This window comes from Streptomyces sp. NPDC026500 (assembly GCF_055567635.1).
In genome coordinates, this window is record NZ_JBVHQB010000005.1 from 97,567 (window position 1) to 124,217 (window position 26,651).

The window sequence follows — 26,651 nt, forward strand, 5'->3', positions numbered from 1 at the left end:
TCGGCCGGGCGACCTCGGTCTGAACGCCTCGCGTACGGCAGGTGTCCTGCTCTGCCGCACATACTGCCTGCTCACACGCGCACCCGTAAGAGCCGACCGGCACTCTCTCGTCGCGCGGGCTTTAATTTGCATCTCAGATGCAAGTTTTAATAGTGTGCGGGGCAGATAGGGGGCGCAACCCACCGTTCCCGCCCTGGCTTTGAGGAGTCCTGATGCTGTCCGAACAATCCGCCTCCACCGTGCGCGCGACCCTCCCCGTCGTCGGCGCCGCCATCGGCGAGATCACGGAGCGCTTCTACGCCGGACTGTTCACGGCCCACCCCGAGTTGCTCCGTGACCTGTTCAACCGCGGCAACCAGGCGGCGGGCACCCAGCGTCAGGCCCTGGCGGGATCCATCGCCGCCTTCGCCACCCATCTGGTCGAACACCCCGACGAGCGGCCCGACGCGATGCTGAGCCGCATCGCCCACAAGCACGCCTCCCTGGGCGTCGCGCCCGAGCAGTACAAGGTCGTGCACGAGCACCTCTTCGCCGCCATCGTCGAGGTGCTCGGCGACGCGGTCACCGCGGAGGTCGCCGCCGCCTGGGACGAGGTGTACTGGCTCATGGCGAACGCCCTGATGGCCATCGAGAAGCGCCTGTACGACGAGAACGCGGACGACGGGGCCCTGCACGCCTGGGTGGTCACCGAGCGCGTCGAGGAGACCGCCGACGTCGCCACCTTCCGGATCCGCCCGGCCGACGGCAACGCCCTGCCGGACTTCCGTGCGGGCCAGTACGTCTCCGTCGGCGTGGAACTCCCGGACGGCGCCCGCCAGATACGTCAGTACAGCCTCTCCAGCGCGCCCGGCTCCCCGGTGCGCCAGATCAGCGTCAAGCGGGTGCGCGCGGACGAGAACGCCGGCATGACGAGCCCCGAGGGCGAGGTCTCCAACCATCTGCACGCGCACGTCCGCGAGGGCAGTGTCCTGGAGGTCTCCGCGCCGTACGGCGACCTGGTCCTCGACGACACGGACGCCCCCCTCCTCCTCGCCTCCGCGGGCATCGGCGTCACCCCGATGATCGCCATGCTGGAGCAGCTGACGATCAGCGGCCACAAGGCCCCCGTCACCGTGGTGCACGCCGACCGCTCCCCCGCCGAGCACGCGCTGCGCGCCGACCACGAGGCCTTCGCGGGCAAGCTCGCCGACGCGGAGACCCACTTCTGGTACGAGCGGCCCGAGCCGGGCCACCCCGCCGAGCGGACCGGTCTGGTCGACCTCTCCGGAGTGACCGTGCGGCCCGGCACGCACGCCTACCTCTGCGGTCCGCTCCCCTTCATGCGCGCGGTACGAACCCAGCTCCTGGAGAAGGGCGTGCCCGCCTGCGACATCCACTACGAGGTGTTCGGACCGGACCTCTGGCTGGCCCAGTCCTAGGGCCATCGTCGGGAGACGCGGCAGCGAGCGGGGTCCGGGCACGCACCGGACCCCGCTCCCCCTCGCCGAACAGCCAGCGGCACGCGGCAGCGTCGCACCTGATCGCCGGCGCCTGCCGACAACCGTGTGCGCACGGTCACGACGCGGCAAGATCGTCAAGCCGCCGGTCCCGAGCGGGCTCGGCGGGGCCCCCGCCTACCCGGGGTACACCGGGCAGACCGCCTACGCCGTCATCGACCTCGGCCCCAGCGGGGCGACCACCGGCACCGTCTCCGGCATCGACGAACTGAACTTCCTGGCCGACGGCGACGACCACATGCCCGACGCCGACCCGCACGACTTCCCGCTCGGCTCGGGCGCGCTCCTGCTGAAGCCGCAGCTGAGCCTGTACCGCACCACGATCGCCGACGCCCCCAGCTCCATGAAAGCCGCGGACACCAGTCCTGACCGGAGGTGCCGCCCGCGCCGCGCAGTCCCCGCCATGCCCGCGTCCCGCAGTCCCCGCCATACCCGCGCGCCGGTCTGCGTGCCTGCCCCGGAGACCGCGCCCGGCGCGGAGGCGGCGGGAACGGAGCCGGGCGCGTCGGCGGAGGCAGAGGCGGGCGCGGGACCGGGACGACCCGGCCCGCCCGGCCCGGTTCCGCGCGATGGGGACTGAGCGGGCGCAGGGGCAGGTCAGGAAGCGGGCACGACCGGTCGGCTGGACACCGCTAAGGCCTGCGGCTGATGCCGAGCAGCACGGGCCCGGTCGGATCGGCGACGACATCGGCGATCGTCAGCGGGTCCAGTGAGGCGTAGAAGGCCTCCTGGGCCCGCCGCAGTGCACCCCGCAGCCGGCACGCGGAGAGGAGCGGGCACGGCGTGGCCCCCTCGCATTCGACGACGTCGCCGTCGCCCTCGAAGGAGCGCACGATCGCGCCGACGGACTCCCCGCGCCCCTTCTCGGTGAGCGTGAGACCGCCTCCCCTGCCGCGCCGGGCATCGAGCAGCCCGAGGTGCTGGAGTTCGGCGACGACCTTGGCGGCGTGCGTGTAGGGGACGCGCATGTCGTCCGCGACCTCGCGCGTGGTGGGCGTCGAGTCGCCGACGACGGCCAGTCGCATCAGGACGCGAAGGGCCAGGTCGGTGGATCGCAACAACCGCATACCCGACAGCGTAGGTAATGCGCATCTCCGGTTCAAATTTTCTGGCCGTCCCCCCGTCGGACGCCCTTCGGCCGACCGCGGGCCGAGCGCACCCCGCCCCAGTCCGCCACCCCCTTCTTCGGCCAATCCCGCGCCCTCCCTGCCGACGCCCCACCCTTCCCGATTACGATCGGCGAACCCGACCGTCCCATCCCGATGAAGGACTCACCATGGGTTCCGCCAAGAACACCAGCACCGGAACGCGCAAGGCACGCATCGAGGAGCTGCGCCGTGCCGAGCGCGCCCGTGAACGGCGCAACCGGATCCTCGTGATAGCCGCCAGTACGGTCGTCGTCGCCGGTCTCGTCGCCGGTGGTGTCGTGCTCCTCCGGTCGCAGTCGGACAACGGCAAGAAGGACACGGCGAGCGACTCGAAGGCGGCGTCGGGGCACTTCGTCACGGGCGCGGACGGGGTGAAGACCTGGAAGGGCACGCTGGCGCGCAACCACGTCGCGAAGACCGTGACGTACCCGATGGAGCCGCCGGTCGGCGGTGACCACAACCAGGTCTGGATGAACTGCAACGGCGACGTCTACACCAAGGCGGTCAACAACATGAACGCCGTGCACTCGCTGGAGCACGGCGCGGTCTGGGTGACGTACAACAGCAAGGCGTCCGCCGCCGATGTGAAGGCGCTCGCGGCGAAGGTCAAGAAGACCCCGTACACGCTGATGAGCCCGGTCGAGGACCAGAAGGACCCGATCATGCTGAGCGCCTGGGGCAAGCAGCGCACGGTGACCGGCGCGAGCGACAAGAACGTCGACGCGTTCTTCGCGGAGTTCGTGCAGGGCAAGCAGACGCCCGAGCCCGGCGCGGCCTGCACCAACGGTCTGTCCCAGTGAGGCACATCGGATGGATCGCGGGCGCCGCGGCGACCGTGCTCGTCGCGGCCGGGGCGATCACGTACGCGGTGGCCGACGGCGACAACTCGGGGACGCGGGCTCCCGCCGCGGACTCGGCGGACGCGGGCTTCGCCCGGGACATGGCGGTCCACCACCAGCAGGCCGTCGAGATGTCGTACATCGTGCGGGACCGCACCAAGGACGTGGAGGTACGGCGTCTCGCGTACGACATCGCGCAGACGCAGGCCAATCAGCGCGGCATGCTGCTCGGCTGGCTCGACCTGTGGGAGCTGCCGAAGGTGTCCTCGGCCGCGCCGATGACCTGGATGGGCATGGGTGACATGGCGTCCGGCGAGGACGGCTCGCTGATGCCGGGCATGGCCACCGACACCGAGATGAAGCGGCTCGGCACGCTCAACGGGAAGCAGGCCGAGGTCTTCTACCTCCAGTTGATGACCGACCACCACAAGGGCGGTATCCACATGGCCGAGGGCTGTGTCGCCAAGTGCACCGTCGGCGTGGAGAAACGGCTCGCACAGGGCATGGTCGACGCCCAGCAGTCGGAGATCAAGATGATGGCGGACATGCTGAAGGAGCGGGGGGCGAAGGCGCGCGACTAGGACAGGCCCGGAGCCTGGGCGCGTCCGCCCGGCGACGGCGAGCGCGGTGTGCCGTCGCGGAGCGCGGCCGGCCGGTGGGTGCGGCGGCGTCGCCGGCGGCGGTGTCGCCCGGCCCGCGCAGCGCGAGCAGTGCCCCGCGTCCGCCCGGCGGACGGGTGTGCGGAACGGGTCCGAGGCGCTGCCCCGGACCCGTTCACCCCCTCCGCCGCATGGTCAACCGCGCCAGTCCGTACCGCACTTCAGGACGGCGTCGGTCGGGACGAGCCGTTCCATCGAGCCGGGCCGGCCGTGGGTGACGGCGAGCTGGGCCTTGTTCAGGTAGCCGATGAAGAGCTGGGTGTGGGCGGGCATCGCCGCCGGGTCGTAGATGAAGACCACGGTGCCGTCGCCGCGCCGCTCCCGCTCGACGACCTTGTCGACCCCCGCTCCCGAGCCGTGCTTGTCGACCTGTGTGTGGTCGTCCGGGCCCTTGCAGAACACTCCGGTCTTCACGAGGACGGGGAATCCCGCCCTGCGCAGCGCCTTCTGGAGTCCCGCCGGGTTCTTCAAGTACTGCTCCTTGGTCCAGGTCACCGCGACCGTGCCGTCCGACCGCTTGGCGACGGTGAACGCGACGGCCTCGGTGTTCCCGCCCGTGGGCGGCGCGGTGGACGGGTGGCCGTAACCCGGCGCGCCGAGCGCGAGGCCCGCGGCCGCCATGGCGCCCACGGCCGCGACGGCCACGCGCCGGCGCCGCCGCCGGACCGAGCGGCCCTCGGCCACGATCCGCTCGACGGGCACCGCCATCGTGATGTCGTCGAGGGAGCCCTTCAGTGCGTCCAGGACGTCCCTGTCGTCGGTTCCGTTCATGATCCTGCCTCCGGTGTGTCGAGGGTGACGAGATGGCCGCGGAGTGTCCCGACGGCCCGTGCCAGATGGGCGGTGACGGTTCCGGGAGCGATCCCGAGCGTCTTGGCCGTGGTCGCCGTGTCGAGGTCGAGGAAGACCCGCAGGGCGACGACCTCCCGCTGTCTGCGCGGCAGTTCGCGCAGTACGGCCAGCAGCGCGGGGTCGAGTCCGGCGCCGCCGGACTCCGCGGCCGTGGTGTCCCGGCCGTCGTGGTCGCCGAGCGCGACCTCGTGCCGGCGCCGACGCCACCACGAGATACGGGTGTTGAGCGCCGTCCGGACGATCCACGCGCGGGGGGCGGGATGGCCGCGGACCCGGGGCCATCCCGCCCAGGCCCTGGCGAACGCCTCGGCCACGAGGTCCTCGGCCAGCTGACGGTCGCCCACCGCGGCGAGGACCGCCCGCAGGCAGACGTCCCGCCCGCTCCGGTAGAACTCTTCGAACTCCAGCTGCTTCACACCACCAACACGCCGCGGGGACTCGATCCGCTTACGGAAGCCGGGCACCTCTTTACAGAGCCCGGAACGGCATAGAGGGAAAACCCTCGACCTTGAGCAAGGGCCCACTTCAAACCATCCCAAATGATCGCCAATCGCGGCCACTTGGTCTTTCCTTGGCTTTTTCATTCCCCTGGCATGAACCGTTCACCGAAAGAGTGACCCCCATCTGTGATCCATTCCTCACGCTCTGACAGGGCGTGAGGCTCTCGCGTGGATCACCGACCAACCACTACATGCGACGAACCGCATCGCAGGGGGTTCTATGAGATCCAACCGCGCCACCGCGCGCGCCGGAGTGAGCTTGGCGGCGACACTGCCACTGCTCGCCGGTGCGCTGGCGCTCGGCATACCCGCGGCCCACGCCACGGACGGCCCGAGCCGGGACACTCTCGCGGGCACCAGGCCCGCGTGGGCGACCGCCAAGGCGGACAAGGGAGCGGCGTCCGACAGCTCCCAGGTCTCGGCCCGGGTGTACTACGCCGGACGGGATGCCAAGGGTCTGGCGGCATACGCCAGGTCCGTGTCCGACCCGCACTCGGCTTCGTACGGGAAATACCTCAGCGCCAAGAAGGCGCAGGCACGTTTCGGCGCCACCAAGGCCCAGGTCACCGCGGTGACCAACTGGCTCAAGTCGGCGGGCCTGAAGGTCACCGGAACGACGCAGCACTACGTCTCGGTGACCGGCGACGTCGCCGCCGCCGAGAAGGCGTTCGGTACCCAGCTGCACAACTACACCAAGGGCAAGAAGACTTACCGGGCGCCGTCGAAGACGGCCTCCGCGCCTGCCGCCCTGAACGGCGCCGTCCTGACCGTCACCGGCCTGGACAACGCTCCGCACAAGGCGACGCACGCCGATCAACTGCCGCCTCCGGACGCGGTGTTCAAGAACTCCGGGCCGTTCTCCTCGTACTACGGCTCGAACATCGCGAGCACCCTGCCGGACGCGTACGGAACGAAGATCCCGTACGCGGTCCAGGGGTACACCGGCAAGCAGCTGCGCGCGGCGTACGGAGCGGGCACGCGTACCGGCAAGAACGTGCGGGTCGCCATCACCGACGCGTACGCCTCGCCGACCATCGCCTTCGACGCGGCCACCTACGCCGGGAAGCACGGCGACGCCGCGTACACCAGCGGTCAGCTGCGTCAGGTGCTGCCGAAGAAGTACACGAAGACCGATGAGTGCGGGGCGGCCGGCTGGTACGGCGAGGAGACCCTCGACGTCGAGGCCGTGCACGCGGTCGCGCCGGGCGCGAGCATCACGTACGTGGGTGCCGCGTCCTGCTACGACGACGACCTGCTCGCCTCGCTCAACAAGATCGTCGACGGGCACCTGGCCGACATCGTCTCCAACTCGTGGGGCGACATCGAGGCCAACCAGACCCCGGACCTGGCTGCCGCCTACGACCAGACCTTCCAGTTCGGCGCGGTCGAGGGCATCGGCTTCTACTTCTCCTCCGGTGACAACGGTGACGAGGTCGCCAACACCGGGACGAAGCAGGTCGACACCCCGGCCAACTCGGCGTGGGTGACGGCGGTCGGCGGTACCTCGCTGGCGGTCGGCAAGGGCGACAAGTACCTGTGGGAGACCGGCTGGGGCACCGAGAAGGCCGCGCTGTCCACGGACGGCAAGAGCTGGACCGGGTTCCCGGGCGCGTTCACCTCGGGTGCGGGCGGTGGCACCAGCAAGACCGTGGCGGAGCCCTTCTACCAGAAGGGTGTCGTCCCGAACGCGCTGGCCAAGGCCAACAACGCCGCGGGTAACCGGGTCGTCCCGGACATCTCGGCGATCGCCGACCCCAACACCGGTTTCAAGGTCGGCCAGACGCAGACCTTCCCGGACGGGACGGAGCAGTACAGCGAGTACCGGATCGGCGGCACCTCGCTGGCCGCTCCGGTGATCGCGGCCGTCCAGGCGCTCGCCCAGGAGGCGGGCGGCGGCAAGGCCATCGGTTTCGCCAACCCGTCGATCTACTCCAAGTTCGGCTCGAAGGCGTACCACGACGTCACGGACAACCCCACGGGCTCCGGACTCGCCGTGGCGCGCGTCGACTTCGCGAACGGCTTCGACGCCGCGGGCGGTCAGGTCGTCTCCGTCCGCAGCCTCGGCAAGGACAGCTCGCTGTCGGCCGTGAAGGGCTACGACGACGTCACCGGTGTGGGCTCCCCCGCCCCGGGCTACGTCGACTCGTTCAGCCGCCGCTGACCCGTTGTCACGGACGATGCGCCCGCCTCTCCAGTGGAGGCGGGCGCATCGCACGTTCTTCCCGGACCCGCAGGACATCCCGGCACCTGACGTCTGCCGTGGAGGGTGGTCCGCCACACACCCCGCGCCACCCCATCGCGTCGCTCTGACGATTACACTGGCCGGGTGCCTCCTCTGAACTTCCGGTCGCTCTATCAGCACGGCTTCGCACGCGTCGCCGCCTGCACGGGCCACACCGTCATCGCGGACCCGCACGCCAACGCCGAGGCGGTCCTGCGCCAGGCGCGCAGATGCGCCGGGGAGGGTGTCGCCGTCGCCGTCTTCCCGGAGATGGGGTTGTGCGGCTACTCGATCGAGGACCTGCTGCTCCAGGACGCGCTGCTCGACCAGGTCGAGGAGGCGCTCCGAACGGTGGTGGCGGGGTCGGCGGGACTCCTGCCGGTCCTGGTCGTGGGCGCCCCGCTGCGCCACCGCAACCGGGTCTACAACTGCGCGGTCGTCGTCCACCGTGGCCGGGTCCTCGGTGTCGTACCCAAGTCGTACCCGCCGAACTACCGGGAGTTCTACGAACGCCGGCAGATCGCCGCGGGCGACGACGAGCGCGGCGGCACGATCCGGGTCGGCGGTGAGTCCGTGCCGTTCGGCGTGGACCTTCTGTTCGCCGCCGACGACGTCCCGGGCCTCGTGCTGCACACGGAGATCTGCGAGGACATGTGGGTGCCGGTGCCGCCGAGCGCCGAAGCGGCCCTGGCGGGCGCCACCGTCCTCGCCAACCTCTCCGGCAGCCCGATCACCGTCGGCCGGGCCGAGGACCGCAAGCTGATGTGCCGTTCGGCGTCCTCACGCTGCATCGCCGCGTACGTGTACGCGGCGGCCGGTCTGGGCGAGTCGACCACCGACCTGTCCTGGGACGGCCAGACCATGATCTACGAGAACGGGACGCTGCTGGCCGAGTCCGACCGCTTCCCGCTCGACGACCAGTTCGCCGTGGCGGACGTCGACCTCGACCTGCTGCGGCAGGAGCGGCTCAGGACGGGCAGCTTCGACGACAACCGGCGCACCCACACCGCCCGCACCGCCGATTTCCGGACGCTGTCGTTCCGGCTCGACCCGCCGACCGGCGACCTGGGCCTGCGGCGCCGCGTCGAGCGCTTCCCGTTCGTGCCCGCGGACCCCGACCGGCTGGCCCTGGACTGCTACGAGGCCTACAACATCCAGGTCGCGGGGCTCCAGCAGCGGCTCGCGGCGATCGGTGGCCCGAAGGTGGTCATCGGGGTGTCCGGCGGTCTGGACTCCACGCACGCGCTGATCGTCGCCGCCCGCGCGATGGACCGGGCGGGCCGCCCGCGCAGCGACATCCTCGCCTTCACCCTGCCCGGCTTCGCCACCAGCGACCACACCAAGGGCAACGCGCACGAGCTGATGCGCTCCCTCGGCGTCACCGCGGCCGAGCTGGACATCACACCGACCGCCCGGCTGATGCTGGACGAGATGGGCCATCCCTTCGCCTCCGGCGAGCCCGTGTACGACGTCACCTTCGAGAACGTGCAGGCCGGACTGCGCACCGACTACCTGTTCCGGCTCGCGAACCAGCGTGGCGGCATCGTGCTCGGGACCGGTGACCTGTCGGAGCTGGCGCTCGGCTGGTCCACGTACGGCGTGGGTGACCAGATGAGTCACTACAACGTCAACTCGGGTGTGCCGAAGACACTGATCCAGCATCTGATCCGCTGGGTCATCGGCAGCCACCAGTTCGGCGAGGACACCGACCGGACGCTCGCAGCGATCCTCGACACGGAGATCAGCCCGGAGCTCGTACCGGGCGAGGAGATGCAGTCCACCGAGTCGAAGATCGGCCCGTACGCCCTGCACGACTTCACCCTCTTCCACGTGCTGCGCTACGGCTTCAGGCCGTCGAAGATCGCCTTCCTGGCCTGGCACGCGTGGCACGACCAGGGCGCGGGTGCCTGGCCGCCGGGCTTCCCCGAGGCCGAGCGGGTCGCGTACGACCTGCCGGAGATCCGGCGCTGGCTGGACGTGTTCTGCCGCCGATTCTTCGGGTTCGCGCAGTTCAAGCGCTCGGCCATGCCGAACGGGCCGAAGGTCTCGGCCGGTGGTTCGCTCTCACCGCGCGGCGACTGGCGCGCGCCGTCCGACAGTTCGGCCCGCACCTGGCTGCGCGACCTGGCCCGCTTCGACCTCCCGGAGGCGGAGGGCTGACCGTTCAGCGACGCAGCACCCGCGGCCGCTCTCAGCCGCGCAGCACCCCCGGCCGCTCTCAGCCGCGCAGCACCCCCGGCCGGTCTCAGCGGCGCAGCGCCTCCGGCCGGTCGGGGACGCCAGCGGCGACCACCCGCGCGCGCCGGGCCGGACGCATCGCGCGGCTCCGGTCCACCGCGTAGGCCGCACCCGCCACCCCGATCCCCACGACCGCGAGCCCCGCGCCGGCGACGGCCGGCGCCGTCGCGCCGAAGCCGGCCGCCAGGGCGAGCCCGCCGATCCACGCGCCGCCCGCGTTGGCGAGGTTGAACGCGGCCTGGTTGGCGGAGGACGCGAGGGAGGGCGCCGCGGCGGCCTTCTCCATGACCATCAGCTGGAGGGGCGAGCCGGTGACGAAGGCGGCCGTGCCGAGCAGCACCACCGCCACCGCCGCGCTCCATTCCGTACGCATCAGCAGCGGGAAGGCGGCCAGCACGACCACCAGCGAGGCCAGGCCGCCGAACAGGGTGCGGCGCATCGCGTGGTCCGCGAGCCGGCCGCCGAGCAGGTTGCCCGCCGTCGCGCCGACCCCGAAGAGCGCCAGCAGCAGCGTGACACTGCCCTCGGTGTATCCGGCGGCGTTCGTGAGCATCGGCGTGATGTAGCTGTACGCGGAGAACAGGGCCCCGAAGCCCGCGACCGTCGTGCCGAGGGCGAGCCAGACGGGCAGCGGGCGCAGCGCGGCGAGCTCGCCGCGCAGGCCGCCGACGGGGGTGTGCTCGGGGGTGTGCGGGATCAGCAGGGCCAGCGAGGCGATGGCGGCCACGCCGATGACGCTCACCCCGAGGAAGGTGGCCCGCCAGCCCAGGTGCTGCCCCACGAGGGTGGCCGCCGGGACACCGGCGATGTTCGCGACGGTCAGGCCGAGGAACATCAGCGACACGGATCGGGCCTTGCGCTCGGGGGCGACCAGGCCGGTGGCGACGACGGCGCCGACGCCGAAGAACGCGCCGTGCGGCAGACCGCTCAGGAAGCGGGCGGCGAGCAGCCAGTTCTGGTCGGGGGCGAGGGCGGAGAGCGCGTTGCCCGCGACGAAGAGGCCCATCAGGGCGATGAGGACCTTGCGGCGGGACATCCTGGCGGTGGCCGCGGCGAGCAGCGGGGCGCCGATGACGACGCCGAGCGCGTACGCGGAGACGAGGTGTCCGGCGGCCGGGATGGACATGTGCAGGTCGTCGGCGACGTCGGGCAGCAGGCCCATCATGGCGAACTCGGTGGTGCCGATGCCGAAGGCGCCCACGGCGAGGGCGAGCAGGGCCAGAGGCATGAGAGGCCTTTCGAAGGAGCGGGGACGAGCGGGGCTCCGTACGAACGCGGGCGGCATGCGGGAACACGCGCGGGCACGGACGCGCCCGCGCACGGCGATGTGCGCGGGCAGCGGATCACTGGTCGGACGAATGTTAAGTTCAGCCAGTGAACAATGTCTGCCGGGCCCAGTATTCCAGGAGATGAAGAAGCGATTCCACAGAGTTAAGAAGCGGTTGCGTCCACCTTGACGCGGGCGGCGATCGGGAGGTGGTCGCTGCCGGTCGCGGGCAGGGTCCACGAGGTCACCGGCTCGATGCCCTTGACCATGATCTGGTCGATCCGGGCCATCGGGAACGACGCCGGCCAGCTGAACCCGAAGCCGTTGCCCACCGCGCCCTGCGTGGAACGCATCTGGGCGGTGACCGCGTTCAACGCCCGGTCGTTCATCGTGCCGTTGAGGTCACCGAGCAGGACGACCTGCTTCAGGGGCTCGTCGGCGATCGCCTCGCCCAGCGCGTTCGCGCTCTTGTCGCGCTGCCGGGCGGTGAACCCGGCCTTCATCTTCACCCGCACCGAGGGCATATGGGCCACGTACACGGCGACCCGGCCGGCCGGCGCAGCCACGGTCGCCCGCATGGCCCTCGTCCAGCCCAGCTTGATGTCCACCGGCCGGACGGCACTGAGCGGGTACTTGCTCCACAGCCCGACGGTGCCCTGCACCGAGTGGTACTTGTACGTCGAGGCGAGCGCCTTCTCGTACACCGGCACCGCCGAGGCCGTCAGCTCCTCCAGCGCGAGCACGTCGGCGCCGGAGGCGGCCACGTCACGGGCGGTGCCGGACGGGTCCGGGTTGTCGGCGTTGACGTTGTGGGTGGCGACGGTCAGATCGCCACCCCCGCCGGTCTTGTCGGTGAGCAGTCCACCGAAGAGGTTCAGCCACACCACGCCGGTCAGCAGCACGGCGATCAGGGCGCTGGCGGACTTCCGCACGAACGCGAGGACCAGCAGGACCGGGATGAACACCCCGAGCCACGGCAGGAACGTCTCTGTGAGGCTTCCGAGGTTGCCGATCCGGTTCGGGATCCGCCCGTGCGTCAGCATCACGAGGGCGAGCAGCAGCGCGAGGGCGGCGAGGATCAGCCCGCGCCGCCAGATGCCGCGGTCGCCGCGCCAGCCGTCGAGCAGGCGCCGAAGCCGGGACTCTCTGCGCTCCGGCCCCTGGCCGTCGCTGCCCGTCTCCGTCATATACGCCTGCGCCATACCGTCGCCTCACAAACTGCCGTGCGCACCGTCTGCCCCTCGACTACGACCCTAGGGGATGTCCGGTGTCGTTCTCGCCGTCCATGACGGCCGTACAGGCAAGGGGACGTTCAACTTCACGTCCGGAGTTCCGCATCCTGGCACGCGTTGCGCCCTCTGTGACGAAACGCGCACATTCGCCCCGTCAGAAAGTGGTCGTGTCACGGCCGGGCGGGGCGCAGGCCCTCCAGCAGCGTGTCGACGATCTGTTCGGCGAGGTCCTCGGGAAGTTCGGTGTCCGGGCGCATGACGGAGCGGACGAGCATCGGGCCGACGAACATGTCGTTGAGCAGCTCGATGTCGACGTCGTCGCGGAGTTCGCCGTTCTGCTGGCCGCGGCGCAGCACCTCGTAACCCAGTTGGCGTCTCGGGGCGATGACCGTGGCGTCGTACGCGGCCCACAGTTTGGGGCTGCTCTTCATCTGTGCGTAGACGTTGTGCAGGATCGCCGACGAACGGCTGACCAGGCCGCGCCGGCGCAGCGACTCCAGCAGGACGACGAGGTCGTCGCGCATGGAGACGCCGGGGAGTTCGGGGTCCGCGGGCTCGGCACCGCGCAGCACGTCGACGAAGAGCTCTTCCTTGCCGCTCCAGCGGCGGTAGATCGTCGCCTTGCCGACGCCCGCGGTGCGCGCGAGGCGCTCGATGGAGATGTCCGCGAGCGGAACCCCGTCCTCCAGGAGCTTCATCACGCCCTCGACGATGGCGCGCTCCACCGCCTCGCTGCGGGGGCGTCCACGGCCGGGGCACGCCTGCCTGTCTCGGCTGTCCGCGAGGCTCACGTCGAACTCCGTTCCATCGTTGACCAGGTGTCATTCTCCCCCGTGTACGGCGACGGCGGGCACCCGGTGAGGGGTGCCCACGGTCGCTCACGCCGATGTCAGTCCTGTCCGAGGTCGGCTGTCACCAACTCGGCCTCGTCCTTGCCCTCCTGCGGGGCCGCCGGACGGCCCGGCAGGAACAGCGCGACGACCACCGCGCCGATGACCGCGACACCCGCGCCGCACAGGGCGGTGACGTGCATGGCGTGCAGGAAGGCGTCGTTCGCCGGGGTGATGAGGGCCTTGCCCTGCGGGCCGAGCTTGGCGGCGACACCGAGGGTGGCCTCGATGGACTCGCCCGCGGTGTGCCGCAGCGGGGCCGGGACGAGGTCGAGCTTGCTCTCGATGCCGTTGCGGTAGGCCGTGGAGAGCACGGAACCGAGGACCGCGATACCGAGGGCGCCGCCGACCTGGCGGAAGGTGTTGCTCAGCGCGGAGGCGGAACCGGCCTTCTCGCGCGGCAGCGCCTGCATGATGACGACGCTGGTCGGGGTCATGATGTGCGCCATTCCGGTGCCCATCAGGAAGAAGATGACTTCGAGGATCCAGATCGGGGTGTCCGCCTCCAGCGTGGCGAACGCGGCCAGCATCGCGGCGATGATCACCAGGCCCGCCGTGCAGGTGGCGCGGTTGCCGAAGCGGTCCACGACCAGCCGGGCGCGCGGGGCGAAGATGATCTGGGCCACGGCCAGCGGGAGCATCAACAGGCCGGTCTGCAGCGGCGAGTAGCCGCGCACGCTCTGGGTGTAGAAGACGGAGAAGAAGGTCACGCCCATCAGCGCGAAGAAGACCAGCGCGATGGCCGAGATCGCCGCCGAGAAGACCTTGTTCTTGAAGTAGGTGACGTCGATGGACGGGTGGTCGCTGCGCTTCTCGAACACCACGAAGGCGATGAGGACGACGAGACCGGCGCCGATGGTCGCGAGGACCTGCGGGTCGGTGAAGTCGGCGAGCTGGCCGCCCTTGATGATGCCGTAGACGAGCAGGACGAGGCCGATGATGGAGAGGACCACGCCGACCGGGTCCAGGCGGCCCGGGTTCGGGTCGCGGGAGTCCGGGACCAGCCAGATCATCAGGCCGATCGCGAGGATCACGATCGGCACGTTGATCAGGAAGACCGAGCCCCACCAGAAGTGGTCGAGCAGGATGCCGCCGGTGATCGGGCCGATCGCGATGGCGAGGCCGACGCCGCCGGCCCAGATGCCGATGGCCTTGGGCTGCTCGTCGCGCTCGAAGACGTTCATCAGGACGGCGAGGGTGGCGGGCATCACGAAGGCGGCGCCGAGGCCCATCAGCGCGCGGAACACGATGAGCTGGACCGGCGAGCCGGATTCGGCGGCGAGCGCGGAACCGATGCCGAAGACGGCGAGTCCGGCGAGCAGCACCTTCTTGCGGCCGAGCCGGTCACCGAGAAGGCCGGCGGTGAACAGGAGCCCGGCGAAGACGAGGGTGTAGGCGTTGATGGCCCACTCCAGCTCACCCTGGGTGGCGCCGATCCCGGTGGGCGCCGGGGTCGAGATCGTCTTGATCGCGACGTTCAGGATGGAGTTGTCGAGCACCACGATCAGCAGGCTCAGCATGAGCGCGCCGAGGATCGCCCAGCGGCGCCGGTGCACCGCCTCGGGTACCCGGCGGTCGAGCGGAGGAGCGGAAGTTGTCATGCCAACCACCCTAGGGGGAATTCGATACGACACCGTCTCGTATCGGAAAGGCTTTACGCAGAACTTACGAAGAGACCTGAGCCGACCGCTTCACTCCCTCGGCACTCCGGCCCCTCCGCTCCCCGGCGTATCCCACCGCTCCACTTGAAATACCGAACCGCTCGGTTTAGATTTTAGGAAGTGCCGCACGGGGACCACTCGTCGGCACCGATCCCTGGAAAGGACCTCGTCCATGCGCTACGCAGTCCTCGGCACCGGCGTCGTCGGCCAGACCATCGCCGGCAAGCTCACCTCCCTGGGCCACGAAGTCGTCCTCGGCACCCGCGACCCCGGAGCCACCTTGGCCCGCACCGAACCCGACGCCTACGGCAACCCGCCCGTCGGCCACTGGCTGGCCGGGCACGAACAGGTGCGCCTGCTGTCCTTCACCGATGCTGCGGCCTTCGCGGAAACAGTGGTGAACACCACCGCGGGCAGCGCCTCGCTCAAGGTCCTCAAGGCCGCGGGCGGCGACAACCTGGCCGGCAAGACACTCATCGACATCGCCAACCCGCTGGACTTCTCCGGCGGTATGCCGCCGTCTCTGAACCCGGTCAACACCGACAGTCTCGGCGAGCAGATTCAGCGCGCCTTTCCCGAGGCGAGGGTCGTCAAGACCCTCAACACCATGAACGCCCAGGTCATGGTGGAACCGTCCCGCGTGGCCGGAGAGCACAACGTCTTCGTGTCCGGAGACGACACCGGGGCCAAGAAGGCCGTCACCGAACTGCTGGTGTCCTTCGGCTGGCCGTCACGCGACGTCGTCGAACTGGGTGACATCACTACCGCGCGCGGCACAGAGATGCTCCTGCCGATCTGGCTCCGGCTGTGGGGCGCCCTGGGCCACGCCGACTTCAACTTCCATGTCCAGGGTGCCCGCACGAGCGCCTGAACCCGGACCGAACCGCTCGGTACCGGAAATCCCCATCTGCCAGAATGCGCGATATGAACACCGTCAAGGGCGCGGGACGACCACGGTCCGAGGAGAAGGACACGGCCATCCTGCGCGCGGCCCTGGAGCTCCTTGCATCCCACGGTTACACGCGCATGAGCCTGAGCCAGGTGGCCACAGCGGCGCAGGTCAGCAAGTCCACCATCCATCTGCGATGGAAGACGAAGGCAGACCTGGTCACCGCCGCACTGGAGGCCATGCGCATGGCGGACGCCCCGCCCACCAGCGGGGACACGCGGGCGGACCTGGTGGCCGTCCTGAAGGACTTCGCGGGCACGGTGGAGCGGGTGCGCGGCATGGCCCTGATCGGAACCTGCCTGGCCGAGGAGGCCCACACCCCGGAACTGCTCGCCCTGCTCCGCGAGCGGACCGTTCTGCCCCGGCGGGCACTGCTGCGCCAGGTGCTCGAACAAGCCCGGACCCGGGGAGAGATCACGGAAGACGCCGACCTGGAGGCAGTCGTCTCAGCGCTCCTCGGTTCGTTCTACGCCGACTACATGGCTGGACGCGGCGGCCGCCCCACGTGGGCCGAGCAGGCCGTTGACCTGGCCCTGGCCGGACTGCGCGGATCGGGCGCCTGACCGCGGCCACGGCCGCGTCCCGTGTGAGGGCGGGGTTCGCAGGGTGTTTCCGGGCTGGGCCGGGTCCTCGGCCGGAGAGTGCCGGGACCGCCGGGACTGCGAGGACTTCCAGGACTGCCGGAAGAGGCGGGCGTGGCGAGGACGACATCGAGTCCGGCGGGCCCGGTCTAGCCGCGCGTAGCACGAGGTGCCACCATGGAGGTGATCCGGGGACGCCGTCAGGGTGCCTCGAGATGACAGAAGGAGCCGTTGCGATGACGCAGCTCTCTGCTGCCCAGAAGCAGCCTGCGGAGGGTGCCCTCAAGGCCACCGACAGCAGCAAGGCGCTGTACGGAGGCAAGATCACCCGCCGTATCACGGTGCGCGACATCACCGCCGCCAAGGAGCGCGGCGAGAAGTGGCCCATGCTCACCGCCTACGACGCGATGACCGCGTCCGTCTTCGACGAGGCCGGCATCCCGGTCATGCTCGTCGGCGACTCGGCGGGCAACTGCCACCTGGGGTACGAGACGACCGTCCCCGTCACCATGGACGAGATGACCATGCTGTCCGCCGCGGTCGTACGAGGCACCAGCCGCGCCCTGATCGTCGGCGACCTGCCCTTCGGGTCCTACCAGGAGGGTCCGGTGCAGGCCCTGCGCTCGGCGACCCGCCTGGTCAAGGAGGCCGGGGTGGGCGCGGTGAAGCTGGAGGGCGGCGAGCGCTCGCACCGTCAGATCGAGCTGCTGGTGGAGTCCGGCATCCCGGTGATGGCGCACATCGGCCTGACCCCGCAGTCCGTGAACGCCATGGGTTATCGCGTCCAGGGCCGGGGCGAGGAGGCCGCGCAGCAGCTGCTGCGGGACGCCAAGGCCGTCCAGGACGCGGGCGCCTTCGCCGTCGTCCTCGAACTGGTCCCGGCGGAGCTCGCCGCGGAGGTCACGCGCACCCTGCACATCCCGACGGTCGGCATCGGCGCCGGCCCCGAGACCGACGCGCAGGTCCTGGTGTGGACCGACATGCTCGGCCTGACCGGCGGCAAGGTGCCGAAGTTCGTCAAGCAGTACGCCGACCTCCGCCGCGTCATGGGTGACGCGGCGAAGGCGTTCGCCGAGGACGTGGTCGGCGGGACGTTCCCGCTGGAGGAGCACTCCGTCCGCTAGACCTCGCGTCCGTCCGCCGAGGCCCCCGAGCCACGACGGCCCCCAAGCCACTGCGGCACCAGAGACAACCCGCCGATCTTCCCCCGTCGGCGGGTTGTCGCCTTTCCATGGTCCTGCCCAAGGTCCTGCCCAAGGTCCTGTCCATGGCCTTCCCGCATCCTGTCGGCCGACTGTCGGCGACCTATCGGTAGCGGCCCGGACCTGTAGGCATCCTGTCGGTCGTTTGTCGGTGGCGGCTGGCATCTTGATGGACATGACGCGAATCGACAACACGCCCCGACAAGCTGCGACCGGCCGCAGCGCCGTCACCGTGAGGGGGCTGGTCAAGCACTACGGCGAGACCAAGGCGCTGGACGGAGTCGACCTGGATGTGCGCGAGGGCACCGTCCTCGGGGTACTGGGTCCCAACGGCGCCGGCAAGACCACCCTCGTCCGCTGCCTGTCCACCCTGATCACCCCCGACGCCGGACAGGCCACGGTCGCCGGTTACGACGTGCTGAAGCAGCCCCGGCAGCTGCGCCGGGTGATAGGCCTCACCGGCCAGTACGCCTCGGTCGACGAGAAGCTCCCCGGCTGGGAGAACCTCTACATGATCGGGCGGCTCCTCGACCTGTCCCGCAAGGACGCCCGCCTGCGGGCCGACGAGCTCCTGGAGCGCTTCTCCCTCACCGAGGCCGCCAAGCGCCCGACGTCGACGTACTCCGGCGGTATGCGCCGCCGGCTCGACCTCGCCGCCTCGATGATCGGCAGCCCGGCCGTGCTGTACCTGGACGAGCCGACGACCGGCCTCGACCCGCGCACCCGCAACGAGGTGTGGCAGGAGGTCAAGCGCATGGTCGCCGACGGCGTCACCGTGCTGCTGACCACCCAGTACATGGAGGAGGCCGAGCAGCTGGCCTCCGAACTGACGGTCATCGACCGCGGCAAGGTCATCGCCAGTGGCCGGATCGACGAGCTGAAGGCGCGGGTCGGCGGCCGGACGCTGCGGATCCGCCCGGTGGACCCGCTGCAACTGCGGCCGCTGGCCACCATGTTCGACGAGCTGGGGCTCACCGGCCTCGCCACGACGATCGTGGACAGTGAGACCGGCAGCGTGCTCGTCCCGATCCTCAGCGACGAGCAACTCACCGCCGTGGTCGGCGCGGTCACCGCGCGCGGCATCACGATCGCTTCCATCTCCACCGAACTGCCCAGTCTGGACGAGGTGTTCCTCTCCCTCACCGGCCACAAGGCCGGTGCCCCGCAGGACCAGAACCCCGCCCGCGCCTACGAGGAGGTCTCCGCATGAGTTCCGCCGTTGTCGAAGCCCCCCTCGCCGTCGAGGGTGACTCCCGTATCTCGCCCCGCGCGCACGCCCGCCACATCGGCGCCCTGGTCCGCCGCAATCTGCTGTGGATCCGCCAGGACCCCGAGTCGATGTTCGACGCCGTCCTGATGCCGGTCGTCTTCACCCTGCTGTTCGTCTACGTCTTCGGCGGTTCCATCGGGCAGTCGCTGGGCGGTGGACAGCACGAGTACGTGCAGTACGTGGTGCCCGGTCTGATGGCCATGATGGGCATGAACATCGCCACGGCCGTCGGAACCGGCTTCAATCAGGACTTCCAGACCGGCGTCATGGACCGCTTCCGCACCCTGCCGATCGGCCAGGGCTCGGTGCTCTTCGCCAAGATCGTGGTGGAGCTGATGCGGATGCTCGTCGCGACGACGATCCTCATGATCGTCGGCGTGCTGGTCGGCTTCCACATCGAGAGCTGGACAGGCCTGTTCGAGGCCGTGGGGCTCGCCACCCTCTTCGGCTCGGCCCTGATGTGGATCTTCCTGGTCCTCGGTGTGACGATGAAGACCGCCCAGTCCGTGCAGGCGATGGGCTTCCTGGTCCTGATGCCTCTGCAGTTCGGTTCGTCGATCTTCTCGCCGACCGGAACCATGCCCGGCTGGCTGCAGGCCTTCACCGACTACAACCCGCTGTCCTCGCTCGCGGACGCCGCGCGCGGCCTCATGGTGGGGGGCCCGGTCGCGCACGACCTGTGGGTGACGCTGGGCTGGACCGCGGTGCTCACGGTGGTGATGGCACCCATCGCCATCCACAAGTTCCGTACCAAGAACTGACGCACGCGCCTGGCCCCGCACACCTGGGCCAGGCGCACCGGTTCGCGTCCGCGCCTCAGATGAGGGCGGCGGCCTCCTCCTCGGAGAGGCCGCCGCCCTCCGCGTACGCCGCCTCGTACACCCCGTCGTCGAGCAGGGCCCGCACGCCCGACTCGGCCTGTGCGCGCACCTCCGCCTCCATCGGACCGGCGAAGTGGCCCGGCGGCAGCAGCGCGTCCGCGGCACCCAGCAGCCGGGCCGCGTCCCGGGCCCGACGCCCGCCGTCCAGACCGGTGAGGGCGATGGCGGCCGTGGTCAGATGGGCGGAGGGCATGTGCGGCGCGATCATCCGCGACAGCCGGTCGGTGGAGCGTTCCATCGCAAGCCGCGCCTTGCCCAGGGCGCTTTCGCTCCGCCCGTCGATCGCGTCCAGCCAGGCTTCGATGCCGAGCATGAACCCGTCGAAGACGACGAAGGAACCGGCCCCGAAGTCCTGGCGGAGCAGCCGTATCTGCTCGCGCCCCTCGGCGACCCGACCGCTGCGGCCGAGCCAGGTCGCGAGGAAGAGATGGGCCGCCGGCATGGCCTCGTTGTGGGCACCGTGTCCGGTCGCCAGGACCTCGCGAATCATCCGCTCGCCGCGCTCGGGGTCCCCCAGCTCGATGTACATGCCGCCGAGCCGGACGTTGAGGACCGCCCTCTGGGCGCGGGCGCCCAGCCGCTCGGCGTACTTCTCCGCTTCCGCGTAGTCCGCGGCCGCGGCCCGGTAGTCACCCTTGCGTTCATGGGCCTCGCCGCGCGCGGAGAGCGATTCGGCGGCGCCCCACGCGTCACCGATGCGGACGAAGAGTTCCAGTGCCTCGTCGGCGTCCACCGTGGCGTCGCCCGCCATGTCGGCGCGGTTGGCGAAGATGTTGGCGCGCATCTGGAGGGCGGTGGCCAGTTCCCAGTCGTAGCCGAGTTCGCGGCAGGTGCTGACCGTCTTGTTGATCACCTCGGTGAAGCGTTCCATCGTGCCGGTCAGCAGCACGGCGTAGAACCAGAGGTAGCCGGGGGTGCGGCAGGTCTGCGGCATGCCGGGCTCGTAGGTCGCGCCGATGATGCGGAGCTTCTCCTGGGCCTCCGGGGTCTGCCAGGCTCCCATGTCCATGTCCATATAGGCGAGATGGACGAGGTGGACACCGCGCCGGGCCTCTTCGAGGACCTCCTCGCGCATCGGCGGCGGGACGTCCGTGCAGCGCTCGTACAGCGCGCCGGCCCGGCGCGCGGGCGGCGCGAAGGGGTCGGGGCCGAGGGCCATCACTTCGCGGGACCAGGCACGGGCGTCGAGGCGTTGGTCGCGGATCTGCCAGTACCAGTTCAGGGAGAGCACCATGCACAGTGACTCCTGCTCGTCGCGTTCGGCGACCGCGTGCCGCAGGGCGGTGCGCAGGTTCTCGTACTCGCGCTCGATGAGATCGATCGCGTGACGCTGTTCGGGACCGCGCAGGAGGGGGTCGGTCGTGCGGGCGAGTTCGCGGTAGTACGTGAGGTGGGCGCGCTCGGTGGTGTGGCGGGCGCCGGACTCGTCGAGGCGTTCCCCCGCGTACTCGGCGACGGTCTCCAGGAGCCGGTAGCGCATCTGCGTCTCCCCTTCACCCGAAGGGGCCGCGACGACAAGGGACTTGTCGACGAGCGAGCCGAGAACGTCCAGCGCGGCCGGGCCGCAGACGGCCTCGGCGGCGGCGAGGTCGCAGCCGCCCGCGAAGACGGACAGCCGCCGCAGGGTGTCCCGTTCGGCCTCGTCGAGCAGGTCCCAGGACCAGTCGACGACGGCGCGCAGCGTCTGCTGCCGGGGCAGCACGGTGCGACTGCCCGAGGTGAGGAGCCGGAACCGGTCGTCGAGCCGGTCGGCGATCTGGCGCGGGGTGAGCATCCGCAGCCGGGCGGCGGCGAGTTCGATGGCGAGCGGGAGGCCGTCGAGGCGCCGGCAGATCTCCGCGGCAGCCTCATGGTCGTCCTCCACGCGGAAGCCGGGCCGGGCGGCGGCGCCCCGGTCGGCGAGCAGCCGCAGCGCGACGGGCTCCGGAAGCGGATCCACCGGGCGCAGCAACTCCCCCGGTACGCCGAGGGGTTCGCGGCTGGTGGCGAGCACGGTCAGTCCCGGACAGCGCTCCAGCAGCGCCTCGGCGAGGTGCGCGGCGGCGTCGACGACATGCTCGCAGTTGTCGAGGACGATCAACATGCTGCGCTTGGCGCAGTGTTCGGCGAGCCGGGTGAGGGCGTCGTCGTGCCGGTCGGCCACGGCCCGCATCTCCTCGGCACCGGCTCCGCGCAGCACGGTCTCGCGGGCGCCGACGGCGGTCAGCACGGCCTCGGGTACGGCCTTCGGGTCGTCCACCGGGGCCAGTTCGGCCAGCCACACCCCGTCCCGGAGCGTGGGGGCCAGTGCCTCGGCCGCCTCCTGCGACAACCGCGTCTTGCCCGCCCCACCGGGCCCGAGCAAGGTCACGAGCCGGGCCGCCGCGAGATCACCCCGGATGGCATCGATGTCCTTCTCCCGTCCCACGAACGACGTGAGCCGGGCGCGGAGGTTGCCGGGCGGCGGTGACGCGGGGCGGGAACGCCCGGCCAATGCGAGGTGGCGATCGGCCCCCGTCGATCGGGCTTCCGGGCCTTGGGCGTGCGCCCCGCGGCCACCCTGGGTCGGGCGAAGCAACTCCCCGTGCAGGGACTGCAGTTCGGCGCCAGGGTCGGAGCCCAGGCGATCGGCCAGTAGTTGCCGTACGGCCTCGTACGCGGCTAGGGCCTCTGCCGTACGGCCCGCATCACGCAGAGCGCGGAGACGTAGGGCCTGAAGGGGCTCGTCCAGGGGGTGGGTGTCGCACAAGGCGGTCAATTCGGGGAGGGCCGATTCAGCGTGGCCGAGGGCCAGGGCTGCGGCGAGACGGGCGCAGCGGGCATGCAGGCGGCGGGTTTCCCAGTGGGCTGCCTCAGCGGTGCGGTCGGGGAGGTCCGCGAGGGCGGGGCCCCTCCACAGAGCGAGGGCGTCGTCGAGGATGACGGCGGCCTTGGCGGGGTCCCCGTCGGCGACGGCACGAGTACCTTCACCAGCGAGCCGCTCAAAACGATGCAGGTCCACGTCGTCGGGCGCGGCTTCGAGTCGGTAACCGCCCTCCGACGAGGCGACGGCATCCGCGCCGACGGCCCGACGCAACCGTCCGACCAACGCCTGCAGCGCGCCCGTCGCGTCGGCGGGCAGGTCGCCGTCCCACACCTCGTCGACCAACACGGCCGCGGAAACGGTCCGTCCCGGCCGCAGCGCGAGAACGGTCAGCAGGGCACGCAGCCGCGCCCCTCCGACCGGGACGGGCGTGCCATCGGGGCGGAGCGCCTGGGTGGTGCCGAGGATGCGGTAGCGCACGGGGTCATTCTCGCTCACCCCGTGATCCTGGCGGACCTCCCTTGCACAGCACCAGGACTCAGAGGGCTAACTTTGTAAACTCTCAGTAGCTTAGATACTAATAAGTTAGCCTCCAATGTCATGGGAAGATCCCCGAGAGCACTCATCACCACGCGCCTGACCGTCCAGACCGAATCGACGACCAGCCCTGAACGGCAGATCGAAGAATGCAAGTCCTTCTGTGAGTTGCGTGGCTGGGAGGTCGTGGGCGTCGCCAGCGATCTTTCTGTCTCCGCTACCGCAGTTCCGCCATGGAAGCGTCCAGAACTGTCCCGATGGCTCGACGACCATGCCCCCGAATTCGACGTCATCGTCTTCTGGCGACTGGATCGGTTCGTTCGCCGGGTCGACGACTTGCACCAGATGATCGAGTGGGCCGAGAGCCATGGCGGCAAGGGACTAGTGTCCGCCACCGAACCGTTCGATCTCACGAGTCCGACGGGGAAGGCGACAGCCACCATGATCGCCACCTTCGCCCAGATGGAATCCAATGCCTCCGCCGAGCGAGTCGCTTCATCTCGTGCGCACCTGCTCACGTCCACACGGTGGGGCGGCAGTTCACCACCGTTCGGCTATCGCACGTACGCGAGAGACGGCGCCCGCTACCTGGAGGTCAACCCCGAGACAGCCGATGTCGTCCGGGAAGCCGCTCGGCGCGTCATCGGCGGCGAACCGGTCAGCGCCATCTGCCGAGACCTCGAAGAACGGGGGGTGCCTTCGCCTGCGGACACGTATCAGTGCAACAAGTCGGGCAAGGACTTCATCTGGTATCCCCGCACCTTGAAGGGAATCCTCACGTCACCCACGCTGCTGGGCTGGAAAACACGCAACGAAGACGTTCCCGGCAAGAAGTACAAAAAGCGCGTCCTGGTTCGCGATCAGGCCGGCCATCCCGTCCGCGTGGCCGAAGGAGTGCTGAGCCAGGAGGTCTTCGAGCGCCTTCAAGACGCCCTTGCCGAGTCCGCCTCCCCGATCAGCCGACGCTCCGCATCGCCCAGGACCCCGCTCCTCAACGTGATCAAGTGCGGTGGGTGCGGCAAGAACCTCCAACTGCACACAACCAGGAAACGGCGCAAGGACGGTACGTACCGGGTCACCGAAAAGATCCGCTGTCTTTCACGCGTCGGCTCGCCAGCATGCCCCGGATACGTCTTCCAACCCGACGAGGAGATCATCACGCCCATCATGGGCATGTTGGTCCACGCAATCGGGGACGTACTCGTCACCCGCCGCGAGTACGTCCAACGAGCAGGGGCCGAGGGCGAGTCGAAGCATCCGTCAGACATTGCCGATGAGGATCACTGGCAGTTCGTGCCACTGGGTACAACCTTCGCCGAGCGCTGGGAGAACATGGGGGTCACAGACATCGGTGCGGATCTGATCCACTCCGGCATCACGATCAGATGTCACCCACGAGAATGCGGGGGCCATGTCCTGGAGATTCCCGAAGACTTCCAGGATCAGCTTGCCAAGTTCGTGGCCTAATCGAGGTTTTACGCCGGGTGGGCACGTACTGCCGCCGGACTTCTCCTAAAAAGCCCACAGCCTCTCGAAACGTCGTCCCCACGCTCACCATCACGGTCGAATTCTTCCCGGATCGGCCGCCACGTACCAGGAGCCCTGTCCATGACCACCACGTCTCACACGAGCGATCAGCGGATCAGCTCCGTCTTCCTCGGGATCCTCGCCGTGACGGCGGTAACGGGCTGGGCCACCTGGACCGGTTTCGCCGAGCAGGCCGGTGTGGCCGTCTTCCTGTTCGTGACAGCGGCCTGGATCGTCTCGCTTTGCCTGCACGAGTACGCGCATGCCCGCACGGCGCTACACAGCGGAGACATCACCGTCGGCGCGAAGGGCTACCTGAGCCTCAACCCTCTCGCCTATACACATGCGCTGCTGAGCATCGTGCTGCCGGTGATCTTCGTGATCATGGGCGGGATCGGTCTGCCGGGCGGCGCGGTCTTCATCGAGCGGAACCGCATCCAGGGCCGCTGGAAGCACAGCCTGATCTCGGCGGCGGGCCCGCTGACGAACGTCCTGTTCGCCATCGTGTGCACGGCGCCGTTCTGGCTGCACGCCCTGGACGGCGTCCCGGCGGCCTTCCGCTACGCGCTGGCCTTCCTCGCGCTGCTCCAGGTCACGGCCGCGATCCTGAACTTCCTGCCGGTCCCGGGCCTGGACGGCTACGGCGTGATCGAGCCCTGGCTGTCGTACGGCGTCCGCCGTCAGGTCGAGCCGTTCGCGCCGTTCGGCCTGCTCGCGGTGTTCGCGATCCTGTGGATCCCGTCGGTGAACCGGGAGTTCTTCGACATGATCGACGCCATCCTGCGCGGCCTGGGCATCGGCCCGGGTGAGGCCGACTGCGGACAGTGGCTCTACCGCTTCTGGCAGGCGAACAACGACATCTGCCTGAAGTCCTGAGCGGCCCGACTTCCCGGCCGGCCCGACGTCCTGACCGGCCCGACGTCCCGACCGGCTGCTACGCCCTGCCCCGCCGCGCGTAGTACCAGGTCATGTTCGACGACAGGCCCGCCAGCAGCACCCACACGACGCCCAGCCAGCTTCCCTGGACGAACGAGACGACGGCCGCGGCCACGGAGAGGACACAGACGGCGAGGGCGTAGAGAGCGAGGCGGGGCATGGGGTCGGCTCCTGTCGGGGGGACACTGCTTCGCACCAGTGTCCCCCACGCGCCCTATACGTCCGTCACCCGCAGGCCCGCGTGTGCCTTGTAGCGGCGGTTCACCGAGATCAGGTTGGCGACCAGGGCCTCGACCTGATGGGCGTTGCGCAGCCGGCCGGAGAACACGCCCCGCATACCGGGGATGCGGCCCGCGAGGGCCTGGACGATCTCGACGTCGGCCCGGTCCTCGCCGAGGACCATCACATCGGTGTCGATCTCCTCGATCTCCGGGTCCGCGAGCAGCACGGCCGAGAGGTGGTGGAAGGCCGCGGTGACCCGTGAGCCGGGCAGCAGGGCGGCGGCCTGTTCGGCGGCGCTACCCTCCTCCGGCTTCAGCGCGTACGCGCCCTGCTTGTCGAAGCCGAGCGGGTTGACGCAGTCGACGACCAGCTTTCCGGCCAGTTCCTCGCGCAGCGATTCGAGGGTCTTGCCGTGGCCCTCCCACGGCACGGCGACGATCACGATGTCGCTGCGCCGCGCGGTCTCGGCGTTGTCGGCTCCCTCCACACCGTTGCCGAGCTCCTCGGCCGCGCTCCGCGCGCGGTCGGCGGCGCGCGAGCCGATGATCACCTTCTGTCCCGCCTTGGCGAGGCGGTAGGCGAGGCCCTTGCCCTGCGGACCGGTGCCACCGAGCACGCCGACGACGAGCCCCGACACGTCGGGCAGGTCCCAGGGGTCCTTGGCGGGGGCCTTCTGTGCACTGTCAGTAGAGGTCATGGGCCGACTTTACGTGCGCGGGTCGCGGCCGTGCGCCCGAGGTGGCCGAGCGTCCCGGGTGAGT

23 protein-coding genes are annotated in these 26,651 nt (G+C 70.1%); 13 read left to right on the forward strand and 10 right to left on the reverse strand.

From position 1 onward, the window contains the following. Positions 1-212 precede the first annotated feature (212 nt). Both ACZ4N5_RS11095 and ACZ4N5_RS11100 read left to right on the forward strand, forming a co-directional pair. The gene (locus tag ACZ4N5_RS11095; RefSeq protein ID WP_467756813.1) at positions 213-1,418 is read left to right on the forward strand and encodes a globin domain-containing protein; all 1,206 of its coding nucleotides are present in this window, start codon (positions 213-215) and stop codon (positions 1,416-1,418) included. Between the two features lie 124 nt (positions 1,419-1,542). Then, positions 1,543-2,076, forward strand: coding sequence for a hypothetical protein (locus ACZ4N5_RS11100; protein WP_467756814.1), 534 nt, complete (start codon positions 1,543-1,545; stop codon positions 2,074-2,076). 52 nt (positions 2,077-2,128) lie between these two features. Here ACZ4N5_RS11100 and ACZ4N5_RS11105 read toward each other — a convergent pair whose 3' ends face one another. Next, positions 2,129-2,563, reverse strand: coding sequence for an RrF2 family transcriptional regulator (locus ACZ4N5_RS11105; protein WP_467756815.1), 435 nt, complete (start codon positions 2,561-2,563; stop codon positions 2,129-2,131). A gap of 209 nt (positions 2,564-2,772) precedes the next feature. Here ACZ4N5_RS11105 and ACZ4N5_RS11110 point away from each other — a divergent pair, with 209 nt between their 5' ends. Further along, positions 2,773-3,444, forward strand: a complete 672-nt coding sequence (locus ACZ4N5_RS11110; protein ID WP_467756816.1) for a DUF3105 domain-containing protein — start codon at positions 2,773-2,775, stop codon at positions 3,442-3,444. Next, positions 3,441-4,064, forward strand: a complete 624-nt coding sequence (locus tag ACZ4N5_RS11115; protein ID WP_467756817.1) for a DUF305 domain-containing protein — start codon at positions 3,441-3,443, stop codon at positions 4,062-4,064. Before ACZ4N5_RS11110 ends, ACZ4N5_RS11115 begins: the two co-directional genes overlap by 4 nt. Positions 4,065-4,277: 213 nt before the next feature. On the opposite strand, the gene ACZ4N5_RS11120 is transcribed toward ACZ4N5_RS11115, so the two are convergent. Continuing rightward, positions 4,278-4,913, reverse strand: a complete 636-nt coding sequence (locus tag ACZ4N5_RS11120) for a hypothetical protein (RefSeq protein WP_467756818.1) — start codon at positions 4,911-4,913, stop codon at positions 4,278-4,280. After that, positions 4,910-5,410 (reverse strand): SigE family RNA polymerase sigma factor, encoded by a 501-nt coding sequence (locus ACZ4N5_RS11125; protein ID WP_467756819.1) that lies wholly within the window; start codon positions 5,408-5,410, stop codon positions 4,910-4,912. The genes ACZ4N5_RS11120 and ACZ4N5_RS11125 overlap by 4 nt, the downstream gene beginning before the upstream one ends. A 304-nt stretch (positions 5,411-5,714) precedes the next feature. Between ACZ4N5_RS11125 and ACZ4N5_RS11130 the strand changes: the two genes are divergently transcribed. Together ACZ4N5_RS11130 and ACZ4N5_RS11135 are read left to right on the forward strand one after the other, a co-directional pair. Continuing rightward, entirely contained in the window at positions 5,715-7,655 is a 1,941-nt protein-coding gene (locus tag ACZ4N5_RS11130; protein WP_467756820.1) for a S53 family peptidase, read from the forward strand. A gap of 174 nt (positions 7,656-7,829) precedes the next feature. Continuing rightward, on the forward strand, positions 7,830-9,875 hold the full coding sequence (locus tag ACZ4N5_RS11135; protein ID WP_467757115.1) for an NAD(+) synthase: 2,046 nt from the start codon (positions 7,830-7,832) through the stop codon (positions 9,873-9,875). 85 nt (positions 9,876-9,960) lie between these two features. On the opposite strand, the gene ACZ4N5_RS11140 is transcribed toward ACZ4N5_RS11135, so the two are convergent. The 4 genes from ACZ4N5_RS11140 to ACZ4N5_RS11155 all read right to left on the reverse strand — a co-directional run bounded on the left by ACZ4N5_RS11140 (position 9,961) and on the right by ACZ4N5_RS11155 (position 14,943). Further along, on the reverse strand, positions 9,961-11,181 hold the full coding sequence (locus ACZ4N5_RS11140) for an MFS transporter (protein WP_467756821.1): 1,221 nt from the start codon (positions 11,179-11,181) through the stop codon (positions 9,961-9,963). Between the two features lie 203 nt (positions 11,182-11,384). Next, positions 11,385-12,422: an endonuclease/exonuclease/phosphatase family protein gene (locus ACZ4N5_RS11145; RefSeq protein ID WP_467756822.1), complete on the reverse strand. Its 1,038-nt coding sequence runs from the start codon at positions 12,420-12,422 to the stop codon at positions 11,385-11,387. Positions 12,423-12,622: 200 nt separating this feature from the next. Further along, positions 12,623-13,243 (reverse strand): TetR/AcrR family transcriptional regulator, encoded by a 621-nt coding sequence (locus ACZ4N5_RS11150; protein WP_467756823.1) that lies wholly within the window; start codon positions 13,241-13,243, stop codon positions 12,623-12,625. A gap of 98 nt (positions 13,244-13,341) precedes the next feature. Next, complete coding sequence (locus tag ACZ4N5_RS11155) at positions 13,342-14,943, reverse strand: MFS transporter (protein WP_467756824.1); 1,602 nt, start codon at positions 14,941-14,943, stop codon at positions 13,342-13,344. 232 nt (positions 14,944-15,175) lie between these two features. On the opposite strand from ACZ4N5_RS11155, the gene ACZ4N5_RS11160 reads away from it, so the two are divergent. From ACZ4N5_RS11160 to ACZ4N5_RS11180, 5 genes are all read left to right on the forward strand, one after another. Then, on the forward strand, positions 15,176-15,874 hold the full coding sequence (locus ACZ4N5_RS11160; protein ID WP_467756825.1) for an NADPH-dependent F420 reductase: 699 nt from the start codon (positions 15,176-15,178) through the stop codon (positions 15,872-15,874). Between the two features lie 53 nt (positions 15,875-15,927). Continuing rightward, on the forward strand, positions 15,928-16,515 hold the full coding sequence (locus ACZ4N5_RS11165; protein WP_467756826.1) for a TetR/AcrR family transcriptional regulator: 588 nt from the start codon (positions 15,928-15,930) through the stop codon (positions 16,513-16,515). A 254-nt stretch (positions 16,516-16,769) separates the two neighbouring features. Beyond that, positions 16,770-17,657 carry a 3-methyl-2-oxobutanoate hydroxymethyltransferase gene (panB, locus tag ACZ4N5_RS11170; RefSeq protein ID WP_467756827.1) on the forward strand — a complete coding sequence of 296 codons (888 nt, stop codon included), beginning with the start codon at positions 16,770-16,772 and terminating at the stop codon, positions 17,655-17,657. 253 nt (positions 17,658-17,910) lie between these two features. Then, entirely contained in the window at positions 17,911-18,945 is a 1,035-nt protein-coding gene (locus tag ACZ4N5_RS11175) for an ATP-binding cassette domain-containing protein (protein WP_467756828.1), read from the forward strand. Further along, positions 18,942-19,766, forward strand: coding sequence for an ABC transporter permease (locus ACZ4N5_RS11180; protein WP_467756829.1), 825 nt, complete (start codon positions 18,942-18,944; stop codon positions 19,764-19,766). Before ACZ4N5_RS11175 ends, ACZ4N5_RS11180 begins: the two co-directional genes overlap by 4 nt. Before the next feature lie 55 nt (positions 19,767-19,821). On the opposite strand, the gene ACZ4N5_RS11185 is transcribed toward ACZ4N5_RS11180, so the two are convergent. Beyond that, a complete protein-coding gene (locus ACZ4N5_RS11185; protein WP_467756830.1) occupies positions 19,822-23,166 on the reverse strand; it encodes an AfsR/SARP family transcriptional regulator in 3,345 nt (1,114 codons plus the stop codon). A gap of 102 nt (positions 23,167-23,268) precedes the next feature. Here ACZ4N5_RS11185 and ACZ4N5_RS11190 point away from each other — a divergent pair, with 102 nt between their 5' ends. Next, the gene (locus ACZ4N5_RS11190) at positions 23,269-24,672 is read left to right on the forward strand and encodes a recombinase family protein (RefSeq protein WP_467756831.1); all 1,404 of its coding nucleotides are present in this window, start codon (positions 23,269-23,271) and stop codon (positions 24,670-24,672) included. A 141-nt stretch (positions 24,673-24,813) separates the two neighbouring features. Further along, the gene (locus ACZ4N5_RS11195; protein ID WP_467756832.1) at positions 24,814-25,608 is read left to right on the forward strand and encodes a site-2 protease family protein; all 795 of its coding nucleotides are present in this window, start codon (positions 24,814-24,816) and stop codon (positions 25,606-25,608) included. Between the two features lie 58 nt (positions 25,609-25,666). Here the strand turns inward: ACZ4N5_RS11195 and ACZ4N5_RS11200 are convergent, their stop codons facing one another. Next, on the reverse strand, positions 25,667-25,828 hold the full coding sequence (locus ACZ4N5_RS11200) for a hypothetical protein (RefSeq protein WP_167347425.1): 162 nt from the start codon (positions 25,826-25,828) through the stop codon (positions 25,667-25,669). 54 nt (positions 25,829-25,882) lie between these two features. Next, positions 25,883-26,587, reverse strand: a complete 705-nt coding sequence (npdG, locus tag ACZ4N5_RS11205; protein WP_467756833.1) for an NADPH-dependent F420 reductase — start codon at positions 26,585-26,587, stop codon at positions 25,883-25,885. Positions 26,588-26,651 lie beyond the last annotated feature (64 nt).

What these genes read in the sequence shown, in the direction of transcription:
- ACZ4N5_RS11155 (WP_467756824.1), bottom strand. Translation starts at nt 14,943, where the DNA reads ATGACAACTTCCGCTCCTCCGCTCGACCGCCGGGTACCCGAGGCGGTG.
- ACZ4N5_RS11145 (WP_467756822.1), bottom strand. Translation starts at nt 12,422, where the DNA reads ATGGCGCAGGCGTATATGACGGAGACGGGCAGCGACGGCCAGGGGCCG.
- panB (WP_467756827.1), top strand. Translation starts at nt 16,770, where the DNA reads ATGACGCAGCTCTCTGCTGCCCAGAAGCAGCCTGCGGAGGGTGCCCTC.
- ACZ4N5_RS11175 (WP_467756828.1), top strand. Translation starts at nt 17,911, where the DNA reads ATGACGCGAATCGACAACACGCCCCGACAAGCTGCGACCGGCCGCAGC.
- ACZ4N5_RS11180 (WP_467756829.1), top strand. Translation starts at nt 18,942, where the DNA reads ATGAGTTCCGCCGTTGTCGAAGCCCCCCTCGCCGTCGAGGGTGACTCC.
- ACZ4N5_RS11160 (WP_467756825.1), top strand. Translation starts at nt 15,176, where the DNA reads ATGCGCTACGCAGTCCTCGGCACCGGCGTCGTCGGCCAGACCATCGCC.
- ACZ4N5_RS11190 (WP_467756831.1), top strand. Translation starts at nt 23,269, where the DNA reads ATGGGAAGATCCCCGAGAGCACTCATCACCACGCGCCTGACCGTCCAG.
- npdG (WP_467756833.1), bottom strand. Translation starts at nt 26,587, where the DNA reads ATGACCTCTACTGACAGTGCACAGAAGGCCCCCGCCAAGGACCCCTGG.
- ACZ4N5_RS11200 (WP_167347425.1), bottom strand. Translation starts at nt 25,828, where the DNA reads ATGCCCCGCCTCGCTCTCTACGCCCTCGCCGTCTGTGTCCTCTCCGTG.
- ACZ4N5_RS11110 (WP_467756816.1), top strand. Translation starts at nt 2,773, where the DNA reads ATGGGTTCCGCCAAGAACACCAGCACCGGAACGCGCAAGGCACGCATC.
- ACZ4N5_RS11120 (WP_467756818.1), bottom strand. Translation starts at nt 4,913, where the DNA reads ATGAACGGAACCGACGACAGGGACGTCCTGGACGCACTGAAGGGCTCC.
- ACZ4N5_RS11140 (WP_467756821.1), bottom strand. Translation starts at nt 11,181, where the DNA reads ATGCCTCTGGCCCTGCTCGCCCTCGCCGTGGGCGCCTTCGGCATCGGC.
- ACZ4N5_RS11195 (WP_467756832.1), top strand. Translation starts at nt 24,814, where the DNA reads ATGACCACCACGTCTCACACGAGCGATCAGCGGATCAGCTCCGTCTTC.
- ACZ4N5_RS11095 (WP_467756813.1), top strand. Translation starts at nt 213, where the DNA reads ATGCTGTCCGAACAATCCGCCTCCACCGTGCGCGCGACCCTCCCCGTC.
- ACZ4N5_RS11165 (WP_467756826.1), top strand. Translation starts at nt 15,928, where the DNA reads ATGAACACCGTCAAGGGCGCGGGACGACCACGGTCCGAGGAGAAGGAC.
- ACZ4N5_RS11130 (WP_467756820.1), top strand. Translation starts at nt 5,715, where the DNA reads ATGAGATCCAACCGCGCCACCGCGCGCGCCGGAGTGAGCTTGGCGGCG.
- ACZ4N5_RS11105 (WP_467756815.1), bottom strand. Translation starts at nt 2,563, where the DNA reads ATGCGGTTGTTGCGATCCACCGACCTGGCCCTTCGCGTCCTGATGCGA.